10 protein-coding genes are annotated in these 16,786 nt (G+C 70.2%); 4 read left to right on the top strand and 6 right to left on the bottom strand.

The window, feature by feature from the left end:
• Window positions 1-17 precede the first annotated feature (17 nt).
• Window positions 18-389 (bottom strand): hypothetical protein, encoded by a 372-nt coding sequence (locus LWW96_RS09995; protein WP_291486526.1) that lies wholly within the window; start codon window positions 387-389, stop codon window positions 18-20.
• A gap of 166 nt (window positions 390-555) precedes the next feature.
• A complete protein-coding gene (locus LWW96_RS09990) occupies window positions 556-6,570 on the bottom strand; it encodes an MG2 domain-containing protein (protein WP_291486524.1) in 6,015 nt (2,004 codons plus the stop codon).
• A gap of 270 nt (window positions 6,571-6,840) precedes the next feature.
• On the opposite strand from LWW96_RS09990, the gene LWW96_RS09985 reads away from it, so the two are divergent.
• Window positions 6,841-7,449 carry a hypothetical protein gene (locus LWW96_RS09985; protein WP_291486522.1) on the top strand — a complete coding sequence of 203 codons (609 nt, stop codon included), beginning with the start codon at window positions 6,841-6,843 and terminating at the stop codon, window positions 7,447-7,449.
• A gap of 132 nt (window positions 7,450-7,581) precedes the next feature.
• On the opposite strand, the gene LWW96_RS09980 is transcribed toward LWW96_RS09985, so the two are convergent.
• A complete protein-coding gene (locus LWW96_RS09980) occupies window positions 7,582-8,577 on the bottom strand; it encodes a Bug family tripartite tricarboxylate transporter substrate binding protein (RefSeq protein WP_291486520.1) in 996 nt (331 codons plus the stop codon).
• Window positions 8,578-8,622: 45 nt separating this feature from the next.
• On the bottom strand, window positions 8,623-10,095 hold the full coding sequence (gene argH, locus LWW96_RS09975; RefSeq protein ID WP_291486518.1) for an argininosuccinate lyase: 1,473 nt from the start codon (window positions 10,093-10,095) through the stop codon (window positions 8,623-8,625).
• Window positions 10,096-10,146: 51 nt separating this feature from the next.
• On the opposite strand from argH, the gene LWW96_RS09970 reads away from it, so the two are divergent.
• Both LWW96_RS09970 and LWW96_RS09965 read left to right on the top strand, forming a co-directional pair.
• Complete coding sequence (locus LWW96_RS09970; protein ID WP_291486516.1) at window positions 10,147-11,385, top strand: histidine kinase; 1,239 nt, start codon at window positions 10,147-10,149, stop codon at window positions 11,383-11,385.
• Window positions 11,382-12,143, top strand: coding sequence for a LytTR family DNA-binding domain-containing protein (locus LWW96_RS09965; RefSeq protein WP_291486514.1), 762 nt, complete (start codon window positions 11,382-11,384; stop codon window positions 12,141-12,143). The genes LWW96_RS09970 and LWW96_RS09965 overlap by 4 nt, the downstream gene beginning before the upstream one ends.
• 137 nt (window positions 12,144-12,280) lie before the next feature.
• Here LWW96_RS09965 and LWW96_RS09960 read toward each other — a convergent pair whose 3' ends face one another.
• Window positions 12,281-13,099, bottom strand: coding sequence for a ZIP family metal transporter (locus tag LWW96_RS09960; protein WP_291486512.1), 819 nt, complete (start codon window positions 13,097-13,099; stop codon window positions 12,281-12,283).
• A 136-nt stretch (window positions 13,100-13,235) separates the two neighbouring features.
• Complete coding sequence (locus tag LWW96_RS09955) at window positions 13,236-14,132, bottom strand: dienelactone hydrolase family protein (protein WP_291486510.1); 897 nt, start codon at window positions 14,130-14,132, stop codon at window positions 13,236-13,238.
• A 204-nt stretch (window positions 14,133-14,336) separates the two neighbouring features.
• Here LWW96_RS09955 and LWW96_RS09950 point away from each other — a divergent pair, with 204 nt between their 5' ends.
• Window positions 14,337-16,748 carry a GGDEF domain-containing protein gene (locus tag LWW96_RS09950; RefSeq protein ID WP_291486508.1) on the top strand — a complete coding sequence of 804 codons (2,412 nt, stop codon included), beginning with the start codon at window positions 14,337-14,339 and terminating at the stop codon, window positions 16,746-16,748.
• Window positions 16,749-16,786: the final 38 nt, after the last annotated feature.

The following is a 16,786-nucleotide window of genomic DNA, read 5'->3' as shown; positions in this document are numbered from 1 at the left end:
TCCCGCACGCCGGCCGGTCATCCGCCACCGGGGTGCTCCTTTTCAAACCGGGCTTCGGCCTCGGCCAGGTGGCGCAACAGCACGTGCGAGAGGAGGTTCACGCCGATGCCGCCGCACACCAGGGGCAGCACGTACAGGCCGATGGACAGCTCGGAGAGGAACACGGCGTCATCCGCCAGCGATGGCGAGGTCCTGGCCAGGTTGGCCAGCGACTGCAGCAGGTACCCATCCACGCCCGCGATCAGCACCAGCGCCACGCCAAAGCCCAGCACCGCCGCGCGCGACAGGGATCGCGACACCAGCAGCACCGCGTAGATGGCCCCCGGCAAGACCAGCGAAAACACCACCAGCACCCAGAACCGCAGTTCCACAAAAACGCTCAGGCTCATGGTGCATGAGAGTGCGCGGCGCGCCGTCGGTTCACCGCGGCGCCGCGGCCGCGGCACATGGCACGCCCGGCCCTCCCTGCGGGGCGCGGGGCGGGGGGCTGCCTGATGGACGTCACGGGGTTGGGCGGGCAGTTCACAGGGATCGCCGGGCTCGCGCAGCGCGCGGCTAGCGCGCCGGGGCCTCCACCTTCACCCGCGCGTTCGGCGTCTCGCCGAACATCTCGGGCGCGTACATGGCCTCCACGCGGGTCGGGGGCAGCGCGAAGTCGCCCGCGTTGTTCAACCGCACGGTGTATTCCAGGCTGATGGTGCCCTTGGGCAGGAACTGGTAGTAGCTGCGGAAGGACTCGAAGCTGCGCTCCTCGAACGCGGGCCACCCGGCGCCGCCCGCGGGCTTCTCGCCCTGCGTGGCGATGGCGGAGTCGCGCCCCAGGCCGCTGCCCAGGATGGTGGCGCCGCCCGGGATCGGGTCGGTGATGGCCACCCAGGTCATGTCGGCGCTGGCGTTCACCTCCAGCTTCACGCGCAGCACGTCGCCGCGGGTGTACTGCCCGGCGGGCAGTGACTTGTTGGCCTGCTCTACCGGCGTCACCGTCTTGGTCAGGCGGTAGCCGGCCGCAAACGGCGCTTTCAGCTGCACCGCCGCCACCGACTGCAGCGTGAGCCAGGGCTTGCCCGCGCCCTGCTGCGTGACGGTCAGGTTCTCCTTGCCGCCCGACTTGCCCCAGGGCAGGAACATGGCGTTGTTCTTCAGGTTGCCAGGCGCTGCCGGGGCGCCGAACCAGGTGGTCTGGTGCGGGGCGCCGGCGGCGTCGCTGGCCTTCACCCGCTCCACCTTGCTCCAGTCCACGCTCGCGGTGTTGCCGGACATCGTGGCCTTGGTGGTGCCAGCCACCGGCGTGGCCTCGAACTTGGCGCTGAATTTCTCCAGCGCCAGCCCGCCCCACAGGTTGGCCGTGGTGGTGTGCCAGGCACCGGCCTGCTGGCGGCTGATGAAGCCGTTGGCCAGGCGGCCCATGTCGTCCTTCCAGGCCGGGTCGTCCATCACCGCCAGCATCAGGCGCGCCGTGTTCACGTCGCCGTTTTGCATCAGCCACCACCAGTAGTCGTCCTGCTCGGTGCTGAAAATGAGCTTGGTGCCCTGGAACGACAGGCGCGCGCGCAGGATCTGCATCGCCTCGGCCAGGCGCTTGTCGCGCTCGGGCACGTCGGCCACGCGCTTCAAGATGTTCACCCAGTCGATCACCGCGTGCGTGGGCCACTGGTTGGGCGCAATGGTGATGCTGCTGACCATGCGGCCCTGGGCCTTGCCGTAGCGCGACAGCGCCTCCAGGGCGGCGAGCTTGCGCACGTCCAGGTCCTTGCGCGGGCTCCAGAAGTCGCGCTGGATGCGGCCTTCGACAAACGCGATCAGGCCGCGCTCCATCGGCGCACGGGCCTCGTCGGGCAGGGCGAACGCCGGGTTGATGCTGGCCGCCTCGTGCGTGGCCGCCAGCACGTAGGCCGTGAGCGTGTCGCTGCCGCGGTTGGCGTCGCCGTCCCGTGGCGGGAAGTAGTTGGCCAGGCCGTCGCTGTCCAGGTAGGTGGGCAGCTGCGCCACCACGCTCTGCCAGAGCGCGCCGTCGCGCAGGCCCACGGCCTTGCTGGTCTTTTGCTCCAGGCAGGCGAACGGGTAGCGGGCCCACCAGTCGCGCACGCCGGGCAGGCCTTCGGCCAGCTTGGGCTGCAGCGACATCTTGAGGCCGCCGCGGCCCGGGCTGGCGTCCGCCGGCGGGTTCACGTCCAGGCTGAAGCTGCCATCCACCTGCACCAGCGTCGCCTGCTGCACCGTGAGGGGCACGGCCGGAATCAGCTTCTGGCTCGCCTTGAGGGCGTCGCGCGCGCCGCTGACGGTGTCCTTGGCCTCGATCTCCCACAGGATCGCCTGGGCGCGGGTCTGCGCCAGCTGGGCGGGTGCGGTGACGGTCCAGGCCACCTCGCGCGATTCGCCGGCCGGGATGTCCACGGTCTGGGGCTTCAACTCCAGCAGCGTGGCACGCGGCGCCACCTCCACCTTCATCGCCGCCTTGGTGGTGTTGCGCAGCGTGATCTGGGCGCGGAACTGGTCGTCCTCGCGCACCAGGGGCGGCAGGCCGCTGATGATCTGCAGGTCCTGCGTGGCACGGATTTGGGTAGCGCCGGTGCCGAACAGGCCCGTGGATGCGTCGGCCACGGCCACGATCTTGAAGGTGGTGAGCGCGTCATTGAGCGGCACCGTCACCTTGGCCTGGCCGTTGGCGTCGAGCTTGATCGCCGGCTCCCACAGCAGCAGCGTGTCCAGCAGCTCGCGCGTGGGCGAGCGCCCCCCGCCGCCGCCCGCGGGCACGGCCTTCTTGCCGTAGTGGCGGCGTCCGATGATCTCCATCTGCGCGGTGGAGGTCTCCACGCCCCAGCTGCGGCGCTGGAGCATGGCGTCCAGCAGGTTCCAGCTGGTGTTGGGCATCAGCTCCAGCAGCGCCTGGTCCACGGCGGCCACGGCCACCTCAGCGTGGGCGGCGGGCTTGCCGCCCGGCAGCAGGGCCGTGATGGTGACCTGCGCCTTGCCGCGCACGGGGTAGCTTTCCTTGTCGGCCGCCACCTTCACGTCGATCTGGTGGGCCTGGGTGCCCACGCGGATCTCGGCCAGGCCCAGTCGGAACGCGGGCTTGGACAAATCGACCAGCGCCGTGGGCGCCTGGTACTCGCGACCCTCGTACCAGAAGGACGTCCACCACTCGCGCGGCGACTTGAAGCCCCAGGTGAAGAAGCTGTACCACGGCACCTCGCGCAGGCGGCCGCGCAGGGCCAGCACGCTCACGTACACATTGGGTCCCCAATCGGGCTGCACCTTCAGGCTTACCGTGGGGTCCTGGCCGTTGAGCTGCACCACCTGCGTGTCGATGATGCCTTCGCGCTCCACCGCCACCAGGGCGGTGGCAAAGCGGAACGGCATGCGCACCTGGAACTTGGCCACCTCACCGGGCTGGTAGCTCTTCTTTTCGGGCAGCAGGTCGATGCGGTCGTGGTCCTCGCCGCCGAACCACAGCTCGCCCTGGCGCGTGACCCACACGGACGACGCGGCCACGCTGGTGTTGCCGTCCTTGTCCGTGGCCGTGGCCACCAGTTCCACCTCGCCCGCCTCGTCGAGCTTGGATTCGCACAGCAGCAGGCCGCGCGCGTCGCTCTTGCCGGTGCACACCGTGCCCAGGTCTTTGGTCTCGGTCTGGTTGTCGTAGCTGTAGAAGCCGCCCACCATGCGCTTGCGCGTGGTGGTGGTGATGCGCGCAATCGCCTGCACCTGGAGCGAGGTATCGGCGGCCGGCTTGCCGTCGTGGCGCAGCGCCAGGGCCTGGAAGCGGATCTTCTGGCGGGCGGACACCCAACCCTCGGTCTTGATGCCCGCCACCACGCCGGCGGGCCACAGGTTCTGGGTGCTGCGGATCGTCTGCACCTCGCCGTTGGGGTCGGCGTAGGTGGCCTCCAGCAGCAGCTCCTGCGGCTGGCGCGACGGGGGCACGTTGTCGATGGTCACCTTGCCCGCGCCATTGCGGTCCAGCGTCAGCGGCAGCTTGTCGGCGATCACGCGGGCGTCCTCGCCGGCCGTGGACTCCTCGTCGTCGCTGCTGGCGTTGCCTTGGTCGCCCTTGCGGGGCGGGTTGAAGCTGAAGCTGTCGTAGTCGTTGAACTGCAGGGTCTTGCCGCGCACCAGGGCCGACACGCGCACCGGCAGGTTGGCCGCGCCGCCACCGGCCACGTAGTTGATCTGCACGTCGGTGGGCACCGAGCGCACGCGTACCAAGGGCTTCTTGTCCGCGGGGGCGATGCGCCCTTCCAGCACCGGCAGGCGGAATTCCTCCACCCGGAACATGCCCGAGCTGAAGCTGCGGCCGCGCTCGGCTTCCCTGCGCAGCTCCACCTGGTACATGCCCAGCTTGGCGGCGGGCGGAATGGCGAAGCTGCTCAGCGCGCTCTGGCCGCCCGTGGCTGTGCCCCGCCAGGCCAGCGTCTGCGTGAACTGCTGGCCGCTGCCCACGTGGGTGATGACCAGGGTTTCCGGCAGGGCCTGGGGCAACCCGAAGCCCTGGCGGGTTTCGGTTCGCACGAAGTGCTTCATGGAGACCGTTTCGCCCGCGCGGAACAGCGTGCGGTCGAAGAGGGTGTGGGCACGCTCGTCGGGGCGCGGCTCGCTGCTGGTGGGCACGTTGAAGCGCCAGGGCTCGATGCCGCGCTGCCAGTCGCTCCAGGTGAAGGCCATGTCCTCCACGCCATCGGCGCCGCTGTGGCGCGCGCTCACAAAGTAGGCGTTGCCGCCTTCGACGTAGTAGCCGTCGTTGTTGCAGCGGGTGGGGTCGGACGACAGCCCCTCGATGCGGGCCACGCCCTGGGCATCGGTGGTGGCGTTGGCCAGTTCGTTGCCGCGGCAGTCCGACACGCGCACGGTGGCGCCCTGCACGGGCTGGCCCTTGTCCAGCGTGGTCACCCAGGCCAGCGCGTTCTCGCGGCCCAGCTTGAAGTGCACGCCCAGGTTGGTGACCAGGGCGGAGGTGCGCACGTACATGGTGCGCCCGTCGCCATGGCGTTCGTCCAGCAGCGAGGCGCCCAGCTTTTGCGAGGCGATCTCCACCACGTGGAAGCCCGGCGCCAGCGGAATGCCCACCACCTCGAACGGGCGGGGGTCTTTGCTGGCCGGCTTGGGCAGGTCCAGCGTCTTCACGCCGCTCTTGCCCGCCAGCAGGGACACCATGCGCGACTGCACGGAGCCCGCGTCCTCATCCCCCAGCACCTTGGGCAGCGGGCCGGTCACGTCCTGCCGAGCCTGCTTGCGGCCCACCAGGTAGCTGTCGTAGCGCTGGACCTTCTTGAACCAGGCAATGATCTCGGCGTCGGTGCGGGGCTTGAGCGTGCTGACCTTGCCCGGGGGCGGCGGGGCATTCATGCGCAGGGGAGCGCCCGCCTGCAGGCCCTGCACGCGCAGCTCGGCCTCGACATTGCGCAGCGTCACGGGCAGCAGGGCTGGCGGCTTGTCGGCCGCGGGGCCTTCGGCAAAGCGTTCGACGATGCCGAACGGCGCCGCCGCGAACTTGGCCAGGGGCGGCATGCCCCCGGTGGCCACCTTCAGCGGAAAGTTGTCGGCATTGCGCAGCGCGCGGCCCGAGGCGTCCTTGAAATCCTTGGGCAGCTCGATCGTGAACGCGGTGTTCTCGGCCAGTGGCGCGGCAAACTGCACGCTGTTGACCAGCGCGTCGCCCTGCTGGCCCTCGCCGGTCTCGCCGGCCTGGGGCTTGAGGGTTTCCTTGCCGGACTTGAGGCGGATGGCCTCGGCCAGCTTGCGCGGTACCGGTGCATTGAACGACAGCTGCATGGGCCGGATGGGCAGGCACGCGGCCTGCGCGTTCTCGCGCTCGCAGCTGAACTCGGCCGCAAACGCCTCGCGCACGCGAAACTCGAACCGCTTTTCCACCGCATTGGCAATGCCGCTGGGCGTGGCCACGCCCTGGCCGAACACCAGCTGCATGCGCACGCCCGAGGTCAGGCGCCGGTTGCAGGCCAAGGTCGCGTACTGCAAGGGCTCGCGCGCGGCGCTCTTGTCCAGGCCGAGGGTCTTGAGGATGTCGGTGCGCTGCGCGCCATCCACCATCCGGACGGGAATGCGCTCGCCCACGCCATCGGCCGTGCACCACACATGCGCCTGCACGCTGGCCAGGGTGGCCGGGCCGCTGAGCTGCAGCACAAAGAACTGATCTTCGTCGATGGGCTCGTAGGTATTGGGGTGCACCGACTGTACAAACGGCCCACCGCTATTGAATTGATAGCTTTTAGCGCCCGTCAGTTCTGCCCCAGCGGCCGATTTGAAGCCGGGCTTGACGGCGGCCGTGCAGCGCACGCCCGGAGGCAGGTCGCGCTCGAAGTCGAACACCCATTCGCGCTCGCCCGTCCAGCGGCCCGTGCCTTTGGTCGCGTTGGCGTCGCTGCAGCTGAGCGTGAAGGGCGCGGGCGCCTTGGGGTCGCCGAAGTTGACGGCGGCGGCATCGAACTTGGCCACCACCTGGCGCACCCGCGCCACCTCACCCTGGGGCGAAAAACTGGTGACCTGCAAGGCGTGCGCGCCCAGCGACACCATGGCCCCCGCCACCACAGCCCACCCTCTGAAAAAGAAACCCATGTTTGCCATCCCTCTGTCCAACGCGCCTGCGAGGGTAGCCGATCTGGGCTGCCGCGCCCGCAGCGAGCGCAGCGGCCGAAAGTAACAACTCGTAGCCCTTCGCCTGCGCCGGCCGGGCCGGTGCCGCCCGCCGACGACGCCGACAGGGGGCTGCGTCCTACCCGCCCCGCAGCACGCTCGACCGAAGATGCGGGCTGCGAGCCCCGGGACGCCGGCCTTCCACAGGGCCGGCCGCCGGCGCCCTCCCCCATCCCCACCTTAGGAGAACCCATGCCCAAAGTGCAATACGACAGCCACCAGCTGGACGACCTGGTGCTGCAGATGATGGAAACCGAACTGGGCGGCGAGCAGGTGTACCGCGCCGCACTGGCCTGCGCCGTGAACCCGGACCTGAAAAAGGAATGGGAAGAGTACCTGCAGGAAACGCTCACCCACCAGAACGTGGTGCGCAGCCTGTGCGATGCGCTGGGCCTGGACCCCGAACAGCAGTCCCACACGCGCCAGGTGGTCCGGCACATCGGCGAGTCGCTGGTGAAAGCCATGGAGCTGGCGCGCCAGGGCGGCAACCCGCAGGCCGCGCAACTGGTGGCCTGCGAGTGCGTGGTGCACGCCGAGACCAAGGACCACGCCAACTGGGAGCTGCTGGGCAAGGTGGCCCAGGCAGCCACCGGCGACGTGGGCCAGGCGCTCCAGGCCGCGCACCAAGCCGTGGAGAAGGACGAGGACCACCACCTCTACCACACCAAGGGCTGGTGCCGCGAGCTGGCCATCGAGGCGCTGGGCATGCCCGCCGTGCTGCCGCCACCCGAGGAAGTGAAGAACGTGGAGTCCGCCATCGGCGCCTCGCGCGCAGAGCAGCAGCGCGAATCCATGCTCTGAGCGCCCCGGCTGCAGCAGCGGCCAGCGGCGCCATGGACCCTCCATAAAAAATGCCGCGCGGGTGTGTCCTGCGCGGCACGCTCTTGGGGCGGGACGCTACGCGCCCCATCCGGGCGGGAGCAGAGCGCGCGCCTACTGCGCTACAAACCCGGTGTTCTGGATGATGCGCGTCCAGGCCGCCGTGTACGCCTGCTGGCGGGCTGCCAGCTGCTGGGGTGCCATGTAGCCCACGGTGAGGCCCATGGCCGTGAGCGGGCCGTGCACCTCGGGAAGCACCACCACCTTGGCCAGGGCGGCCGAGAAGTCGGCAATGAACTTCGCTGGCGTGCCGGCCGGCGCATAGATGCCGTAGTACGGCAGGTCCTCAAAGCCCTTGAGCCCCAGCTCGTCGAACGTGGGCACGTCGGGCATGGCGGCCTGGCGCTTGGTGCCCAGCACGGCCACCACGCGCACCTTGCCGGCCTTGTGGTTCTCGATGAAGTCGGGGATGGAGCCCACGCCCGCCGCGATCTGGTTGCCCAGCATGTCGGCCATCATCGGGGCGCTGCCGCGGTAGGGCGCGGCCACCAGGTCCAGCTGGTACTTCTGGCCCACCAGCTTTACCAAGAATTCCGGCGTGGACGCGGGCGCAGGAACGCCCACCGCGCCCTTGCCGTGGCCTTGGGCTTTGACCCAGGCCACGTAGTCGTTGAACGACTTGGCCGGATTGCTGCCCGAGACCGCAAAGGCGTTCACGAACGTGGCAAAGCCGCCCACGGGCACGAAGTCGTGCACGGGGTCAAAGCCGGGGTTCTTGATGACCTGCGGCAGGATGGAGATGGTGTGGTCGTGCGACAGGAACAGCGTGTGCCCGTCGGCCGGGGCGGCCTTGAGCGTCTGCGCTGCGATCTGGCCACCGGCGCCCGGGCGGTTGTCCACCACCACGGGCATGCCCAGCGCGTCCTTGAGCTTTTCCGACAGCAGGCGCGCAATCGCGTCCGACCCGCCACCAGGCGGAAAACCCACCAGCAGCCGGATGGGCTTGTCGGACTGGGCCGAGGCCAGGCCCATGGTGAGCGTGGCCGCCAGCGCGGCGGTGGTGCGCACAGCGCGGGACAACAGGCTGCGGCGGTGCAGGGAGGTGGTCATGTTCAGGCTCCGGGATAAGGATGGGTGGGTGCTACACGGCAGGGGTCAGGTCAGGCGCGCGCGGTGGCGCTCCAGCTGCGTTTTCACCTGCGCGGGCGCGGTGCCCCCGAGCGTGTTGCGGGCGTTCAGCGAGCCGCGCAGGCTCAGCACTTCGTACACGTCCTTGTCGATCTGCGGGTGAAAGCCCTGCAGCACCGCGAGCGGCAGCTCCGACAGGTCGCACGCGTGCGTGGTGGCGGCCTTCACGGCGTGGGCCACGGTTTCGTGCGCGTCGCGGAAGGGCAGGCCCTTTTTCACCAGGTAGTCGGCCAGGTCGGTGGCGGTGGCGTAGCCCTTGAGCGCGGCCTGCTCCATGGCCTGGGGGTTGACCGTGATGCCGCCCTCTTTCTTGCCGGTAGCGGGGTTGAGCTGGCCGCCCACCATCTCGGCAAAGATGCGCAGCGTGTCCTTGAGCGTGTCCACGGTGTCGAACAGCGGCTCCTTGTCTTCCTGGTTGTCCTTGTTGTAGGCCAGGGGCTGGCCCTTCATCAACGTGATCAGGCCCATGAGGTGGCCGACCACACGGCCGGTCTTGCCGCGCGCCAGTTCGGGCACGTCGGGGTTCTTCTTCTGCGGCATGATCGACGAGCCCGTGGTGAAGCGGTCGGCGATCTTGATGAAGCCGAAGTTCTGGCTCATCCAGAGAATGAGTTCCTCGGACAGGCGGCTCACGTGCACCATGCACAGGCTGGCGGCGGCGGTGAATTCGATGGCGAAGTCGCGGTCGCTCACGGCGTCCAGGCTGTTCTGGCAGACACCTTCCATTCCCAGCGTCTTGGCCACGCGCTCCCGGTCCAGCGGGTACGTGGTGCCGGCCAGCGCCGCCGAGCCCAGGGGCAGCACGTTGGTGCGGCGGCGCACGTCGGCCATGCGCTCGGCGTCGCGCTTGAACATTTCCACATAGGCCAGCATGTGGTGCGCAAAGCTCACGGGCTGGGCCACCTGCAGGTGGGTGAAGCCGGGCAGGATCACCTCCACGTTCTGCTCGGCCACGTCCACCAGCGAGATCTGCAGTTCCTTGAGCAGGTCGCCGATCAGGTCGATCTCGCCGCGCAGCCACAGGCGCACGTCGGTAGCCACCTGGTCGTTGCGGCTGCGGCCGGTGTGCAGGCGCTTGCCGGCGTCACCCACCAGCTGCGTGAGGCGTGCCTCGATGTTCAGGTGCACGTCTTCCAGGTCCAGCTTCCATTCAAAGGCGCCGGATTCGATCTCCGAAGTGATCTGCGCCATGCCGCGCTGGATGGAGGCGTGGTCCTCGCCGCTGATCACGCCCTGGGCGGCCAGCATCTCGGCGTGGGCCAGGCTGCCCGCGATGTCGGCCTGCCACAGGCGCTTGTCGAAGAACACGCTGGAGGTGTAGCGCTTGACCAGGTCGCTCATCGGCTCGGAGAACAGGGCCGACCAGGCCTGGGCCTTGGTGTCGAGCTGGTTGTGGGAAGGCGCGGACGGCGCAGCGCCGGTGGCTTGGGCTTTGGACATGGGAGGGCAATAATCCGGTGGTTCAGACACCCGGACTGCCCGGATGCCGCAATGCAAGACACGCAAATTTTATCGACCCCGCCCCTGCCGTCCGATTCGGCCCTGCCCCGGGCCTCTGCACGGCGCGGCCTGCCGCCCCCGCGGCGGGCGCTGGTGTTCGATGCCTGCCAGGTGGGCGTCGTGCTGCGCGCGGTGCTGTTTGTCGAGACGGTGATGGGCGTGGGCGCCATGTACGGCGCGGCCTCGCCGGCCGAATGGCTGGCCACGCTGGCCCTGCTGACGGGCGGTGCGCTGCCGGCCACGCTGGTGTGGCTGATCACGGCCTGCAGCCTCAAGACCGTGCTGCAGCGGCTGAGCACCGTGCAGCAATATGCCGCCGGGGTGCTGCTGGGCGCGCTGGCGGGGGCGTATGCCTGCGGCATGCTCACGCTGGTGGTGCCGCGCACCGCCGCGCCACCGTGGCTGGCCAGCGCGGCCACGGGGGCGCTGCTGGCGGCCATGCTGGTGTCGGCGCTGGTGCTGCGCGCGCGCGGCCGCACGCCTGCGGCCACGACGGCGCGGCTCACCGAACTGCAGTCGCGCATCCGCCCGCACTTCCTGTTCAACACGCTCAACAGCGCCATCGCGCTGGTGCGCGAGGAGCCGGCCAAGGCCGAGTCGCTGCTGGAAGACCTGTCGGACCTGTTCCGCGTGGCGCTGGTCGAGCAGGGAGAGTCGACCACGCTGGCCGAGGAGATCACGCTGGCCCGGCGCTATCTGGGCATCGAGCAGGTGCGGTTCGGCCCCCGCCTGCAGGTGCAGTGGAGCCTGGACCCCCGCACCGACGGCGCCCGGCTGCCCCCCCTGCTGCTGCAGCCCCTGGTGGAGAACGCCGTCAAGCACGGCGTGGAGCCCAGCGCGCGCGGCGGGCGGCTGCGCGTGATGACCGAGCTGCGTGGCAGCCGCGTGGTGGTGCGCATCACCAACACCCTGCCGCCCAAGGAGGGCCGCGGCGGTGCGGGCGACGAGCCTGCGCGCGGCCACGGCATTGCCCTGGCCAACGTGCGCGCCCGCCTGGCGCTGCTGCACGATGTGCAGGGCGAATTCACCGCGGGCGTCCAGGAAGGGCTGTACCAGGTGCGCATCACCCTGCCCGCCCCCACGCCCGCAGCCCGGGCGCGCGGCCGCGGCCGTCGCGCATCCGCCTCCGCCCGCCGGCCCGGCGGGCCGCGCCGCATGGCGGGCGACGCCAGCAGCGCCGCAGACCCCACCCATGACGACACCCACCACCGTTTCACGGACGCCCCATGAACATCCTGATCGTTGACGACGAGGCGCTGGCCCGCAGCCGCCTGCGCACCCTGCTGGCCGACTGCGCGCACGACCAGCCCGGCCAGCGCATGCTGGTGGCCGAGGCGGCCAGCGCGGGCGAAACGCTGGCGCAGCTCGGCCCCACCGGGGGCCGTGCGTTCGACCTGGTGCTGCTGGACATCCACATGCCTGGCCAGGACGGACTGTCGCTCGCGCACACGCTGCAGACCCTGCCGCACCCGCCCGCCGTGGTGTTCGTGACCGCCCACGCCGACCATGCGGTGAGCGCGTTCGAGCTGGACGCGGTGGACTACCTGACCAAGCCCGTGCGGCGCGAGCGGCTGCAGCAGGCGCTGACCAAGGTGCAGCGCAACAGCACCCGCGCCACCCTGCCCGCGCCGCCGCCCGGCATGCCCGAGGGCGAAACCCTGCTGATCCAGGACCGCGGCCGCACTGAACGCGTGCCGCTGGCCGAGGTGCTGTACTTCAAGGCCGAGCAGAAATACGTGACGGTGCGCACCACTACGCGCAGCTACGTCATGGACGGTGCGCTGAGCGAGCTGGAGGCCAAGTACGCGCCGCGCTTCCTGCGCATCCACCGCAACGCCCTGGTGGCGCGCCGCGCGGTGCGTGCGCTGGAAAAGCACTACGACCCCGAAGAGGGCGAAGGCTGGGCCGTGCGGCTGCAGGGCTCCACCGAGCTGCTGGCCGTCTCGCGCCGGCAGATGGCGGCCGTGCGCGAAGAGCTGGCGCGGTGAACTGGGGCGCCAGTTTTTTAGAGTTTTTAGCCTCTAGCCCTTTTCCAGTAAGCGCTGGCAGCTCCAAAAATCATAGCAACCAGCGGCCTCGCGCGACCCCCACCGCGCGGGCCTCGGGGGGGGGTTGGGCGCCGCGCTCAATGCGCGTGTGCCAGCCCGCTCACCAGCGTGACGATGGCCATGCCCGCCACCAGCCAGACGATCTGCAGCACCGTCTCGCGCGCGGTCAGGCGCTTTTGCAGCTGGGGGATCAGGTCCGCCAGCGCCACATACACAAAGCTGCTGGAGGCCACCGCCAGGAAGTACGGAAGAAAGTCGTGCAGCTGCTCCACCAGGAAATAGCCCACCACGCCCCCCAGCGCCGTCACGGCGCCGGCCAGCGACACCTTGACCAGCGCCATGCGCCGGTTGGGGCTGGTCTGGCGCAGCACGACCAGGTCGCCCATGTGGTGCGGCACCTCGTGGGCCAGCACCGACAGCGCCGCGATCACGCCCAGCCGCATGTCCGCCATGAAGGCCGACGCGATCAGGATGCCGTCGCCAAAGCAATGCACGCTGTCGCCGGTCAGCACGGCCCAGCCTCCGGCACGGGGCGCGTGGTGGTGATGATGGTGATGGTCGCCATGTGCATGCGCGTGGCCGGCATGCGCGGCCTCGGGATGGCTGTGCTCGTGCCCGTGGTGCCACAGTTCGGCCTTGTCCAGCAGGAAGAAGAACACCACGCCGACCAGCAGGGTGGCAAAGAGGTCGTGCGCGCCCGCCTGGCTTTCAAACGCCTCTGGCAGCAGGTGCATGAACGCCGTGGCCAGCAGGGCGCCCGCCGCCAGGCTGAGCAGGTGCTGCGGCCCCACCCCCTCGGCACGCCCGCCCAGCCCGGCCCGCATCAGCAGGGCCGCGACCCACACGCTGCCGATGCCCGCGGCCAGAGTGGCCAATATGATTGCTACTAAATTCATAGCTTCTTGCGCTCGCCAGATAAGCCCGAGAGGCCGTTTTTATATCAAACGGCAGCTCCCGCGGCATGAAAAAAGCCGCCCCCGGCGGGGGGCGGCTGCGGGCGGAATCGCGGTGCCGGCGGAGCGGGCCCAGGCCTCACACCACCCCGTGGGCCTTGAACCAGGCCAGGGCCCGCTTCCAGCCGTCCTCGGCCGCTTCCTTGCGGTAGCTGGCGCGGTAGTCGGCGTGGAAGGCATGGGGCGCATCGGGGTACACCACAAATTCCGATGCCTTGGCCTGCGGCGAGCCGGCGGCCAGGGCGGTTTTCATCTTATCAATCGTGTCAAGGGGGATGCCGGTATCTTTTTCGCCATACAGCCCCAGCACGGGCGCCTTGAGCACCGGGGCCAGGTCCACCGGGTGCTTGGGCGTGAGGTCGCTGGCCTGGCCCACCAGCCGGCCGTACCAGGCCACGCCGGCCTTGACGGGCCCATGGGCCGCGTAGAGCCAGGTGATGCGCCCGCCCCAGCAAAAGCCGGTGATGCCCACGCGCGCAGCGTCGCCGCCGTTGGCCGTGGCCCACTGCACGGCACCGTCCAGGTCGGCCATCACCTGCGCATCGGGCACCTTGGCCACCACCTCGGCCATGAGCTTGGCGATCTCGGTGTACTGCGACGGATCGCCCTGCCGCGCATACAGCTGCGGCGCAATGGCCAGGTAGCCGGCCTTGGCAAAGCGGCGGCAGGTGTCGGCGATGTACTCGTGCACGCCGAAGATCTCCTGCACCACCAGCACCACCGGCAGCCCGGTCTTGCCCACCGGCGCGGCGCGGTAGGCCGGCACCTTGAAGCCATTGACCGTGAAGGCCACTTCCCCGGTGGTCAGGCCGTCGCTGGGCGTGGCAATGGCCGTCTGGGCCATGACGGGTGCGGCAGCGGCCGCGTAGCCCAGGCCCAGCGCCGCCTGCAGCGCCGTGCGGCGCGTGGTGCCGGCACCGGTGGCGCGGCCCGGCAGCAGGGCCCGGGCATCGGAATCGAGGTCTTCAGTGAACATCGGTTTCTCCTGAATAGAAAAGAGAGGGACGGACAAGGACAACGGGACGGACGGACCCGCAGTCTAGGGCAACGCGGAGCAAGCCGCAGCGATACGGCCGGCGCCCTGGGAAGCCCGCAGCCCGGGGGCGCCGGGCTTGCCTTGCGTGCTATCGCAAACAGAACAGCGCTGCTAGACTTTCCGCGAACCCGCCCCCTCCCCACGATGCCGCCCGCCCCACCGCGCGAAGACCCCCTGGCCCTGCTGGTGGCGGCCGCCTGCGGCGCGGCAGGTCTGGGCGCCCTGGGCCTGGCGGCTGCCTGGTGGCATGCGGAGCGGGCAGCCCCCGCCCTGCTGGCAGCCGGGCTTGCGCTGCTGGCCGTGGCCGGGCTGCACTGGCGGCTGGCCCGCCGTGCCCGGCAATGGGCCGGCGAGGCGCAAGCGGCCCGGCAGGCCGCCCAGCAGGCCCGCGCCCAGCTGGCCGCCACGCTCGACATCCTGCCCGACGGCCTGGCCATCTACGACGCCGACGACCGCCTGGTGCTGTGCAACGCCAGCTACCGCGCGGTGGCGCCAGGCGTCACGCTGCCGCTGGAGTACGGCCTGCGGTTTGAGGAGGTGCTGCGCCGCATTGCCGCCTCCGGCGAATTGACCGGGCTGCGGCCCGAGGATGTCGAGCCCTGGCTCGCGCAGCGCCTGGCCTCGCACCGCACCTTCGGCGACCCGGCGGTGCAGGAAGTGTGCGGCGACCGGTGGATGCAGCTGTCGGAGCGCCGCCTGGACGACGGCGGCGTGGTGGTGCTGCGCACCGACATCACCGACACCGTGCACAAGGAGCGCGCGCTGCAGCAAGCCCTGCAGGATGCCGAGAACGCGCAGCGCAGCCTGCGCGAGGCGGTGGACGCGATGCCCGCCGGGCTGGAGATCTATGACGCGCAGGACCGGCTGGTGCTGTGCAACGAGCACATGGAGCGGCTGCGCCCCCAGTTGCCGGTGCAGACATCGCTGGGCAAGACCTACGAGGAGCTGCTGCGCGAGGGCCTGCGCCAGGGTGTGCCCGAGGAGGCCAGCGGCCAGGAAGAGCTGTGGCTGGCGCACGAACTGGCCCTGCGCGGCCACCGCCAGGGGCCCGAGGTGCGCCGCTGTCCCGGCGGCGCCTGGGTGCACCGGCACGAGTGCCGCACGCCCTCGGGCATGACCGTGTGCGTGAGCCTGGACATCACCGACCTCATCGAACAGCGGCACAAGGCGGAAGCCGCCCGGCAGGAAAGCCAGCGCACGCGGCAGCTGCTGGAGCGCGCCGTGGAGGCCCTGCCGGTGAGCATCGAGATCTTCGACGAGCAGGACCGGCTGGTGCTCTTCAACCAGCAGCTCTCGCGCATGTACCCGCACATGAACTATGCGCAGTACCTCGGCCGGCGCTTTGCCGACATCCTGCGCCACTCGGTGGAGACCGAGAAAATCCCTTCCGCCCAGGGGCGCGAGGAAGCCTGGATCGCCGAGCGGCTGTCCGAGCACGGCAGCCGCGCCTCCAACCTGGTGCAGCGGCTGGCCGACGGCCGCTGGATCAACGTTTACGAGACCCGCACCCCCGAGAACTACGTGGTGGCCGTGCGCCTGGACATCACCAACCTGATCGAGCAGCGCCAGGCCCTGGAAGCCGCCCAGGAGGCGGCCCAGGCGGCGCAGCAGCTGTTGCGCGACGCGGTGGAATCGCTGCCCGAGGGGTTTGCGCTCTTTGATGCCGAAGACCGCCTGGTGGTGTGCAACGCGCAATACCGCCGCATCTACCCCATCTCGGCCCCGATGATCGCGCCCGGCAACACCTTCGAGCAGATCGCGCGCTACGGCGCGGAGCGCGGCCAGTACCCCGACGCCATCGGCCGGGTGGAGACTTGGCTGGCCCAGTGCGTGGCCAACCACCGGGCCGCCCGGCACGCGGTGCTGCAGCGCCTGCCTGAAGGCCGCTGGGTGCAGGCCGACGAACGGCGCACGCCCCAGGGCGGCATTGCCGGCGTGCGCACCGACGTGACCCAGCTGGTGCGCAAGGAGCAGGAGCTGGCCGCCGCCAACGCCAAGCTGGCCCTGCTATCCACCACCGACGGCGTCACCGGCATCGGCAACCGGCGCCGGTTTGACGAGCGGCTGGCGGTGGAATGGCTGCGCTGCGGCCGCCAGCGGCTGCCCCTGGCCGTGGTGCTGATCGACATCGACCACTTCAAGCTCTACAACGACCACTACGGGCACCTGGCCGGCGACGAATGCCTGCGGCGCGTGGCCCAGCTGCTGCAGGCCACCATCCGCCGCGCGGACGAGGTGGCCGCCCGCTACGGCGGCGAGGAGTTCGTGCTGCTGCTGCCCGACACGCCGCTGCCCGCGGCCGTGACCGTGGCGCAGCGCTGCATGGACAGCCTGCGCACCGCCGCCCTGCCCCACCCGCGCTCGCCCACCGCACCCGTCATCACCTTCAGCGTGGGCATTGCCAGCGTGGTGCCGCAGGCCGACGCCCACTCTGACACACTGGTGCAGGCAGCCGATGCCGCGCTGTACCGCGCCAAGTACGGCGGACGCAACCGCATGGAGACCTTCGACCCCGGGCCCGCCGTCCAGGCGCCCACGGCAGTCGCCCGCGAATGAGCGCGCCGACGGCGCTTCCCGTGCTTTCCTAGTTTTCC

The sequence above is a fragment of the Acidovorax sp. genome, from assembly GCF_021287135.1.
GTDB lineage: Bacteria > Pseudomonadota > Gammaproteobacteria > Burkholderiales > Burkholderiaceae_C > Acidovorax.
This window is presented reverse-complemented; position numbering and strand designations above follow the sequence as displayed.

What these genes read in the sequence shown, in the direction of transcription:
- LWW96_RS09960 (WP_291486512.1), bottom strand. Translation starts at nt 13,099, where the DNA reads ATGAATTTAGTAGCAATCATATTGGCCACTCTGGCCGCGGGCATCGGC.
- LWW96_RS09990 (WP_291486524.1), bottom strand. Translation starts at nt 6,570, where the DNA reads ATGGGTTTCTTTTTCAGAGGGTGGGCTGTGGTGGCGGGGGCCATGGTG.
- LWW96_RS09965 (WP_291486514.1), top strand. Translation starts at nt 11,382, where the DNA reads ATGAACATCCTGATCGTTGACGACGAGGCGCTGGCCCGCAGCCGCCTG.
- LWW96_RS09980 (WP_291486520.1), bottom strand. Translation starts at nt 8,577, where the DNA reads ATGACCACCTCCCTGCACCGCCGCAGCCTGTTGTCCCGCGCTGTGCGC.
- LWW96_RS09970 (WP_291486516.1), top strand. Translation starts at nt 10,147, where the DNA reads ATGCAAGACACGCAAATTTTATCGACCCCGCCCCTGCCGTCCGATTCG.
- LWW96_RS09995 (WP_291486526.1), bottom strand. Translation starts at nt 389, where the DNA reads ATGAGCCTGAGCGTTTTTGTGGAACTGCGGTTCTGGGTGCTGGTGGTG.
- LWW96_RS09950 (WP_291486508.1), top strand. Translation starts at nt 14,337, where the DNA reads ATGCCGCCCGCCCCACCGCGCGAAGACCCCCTGGCCCTGCTGGTGGCG.
- LWW96_RS09985 (WP_291486522.1), top strand. Translation starts at nt 6,841, where the DNA reads ATGCCCAAAGTGCAATACGACAGCCACCAGCTGGACGACCTGGTGCTG.
- LWW96_RS09955 (WP_291486510.1), bottom strand. Translation starts at nt 14,132, where the DNA reads ATGTTCACTGAAGACCTCGATTCCGATGCCCGGGCCCTGCTGCCGGGC.
- argH (WP_291486518.1), bottom strand. Translation starts at nt 10,095, where the DNA reads ATGTCCAAAGCCCAAGCCACCGGCGCTGCGCCGTCCGCGCCTTCCCAC.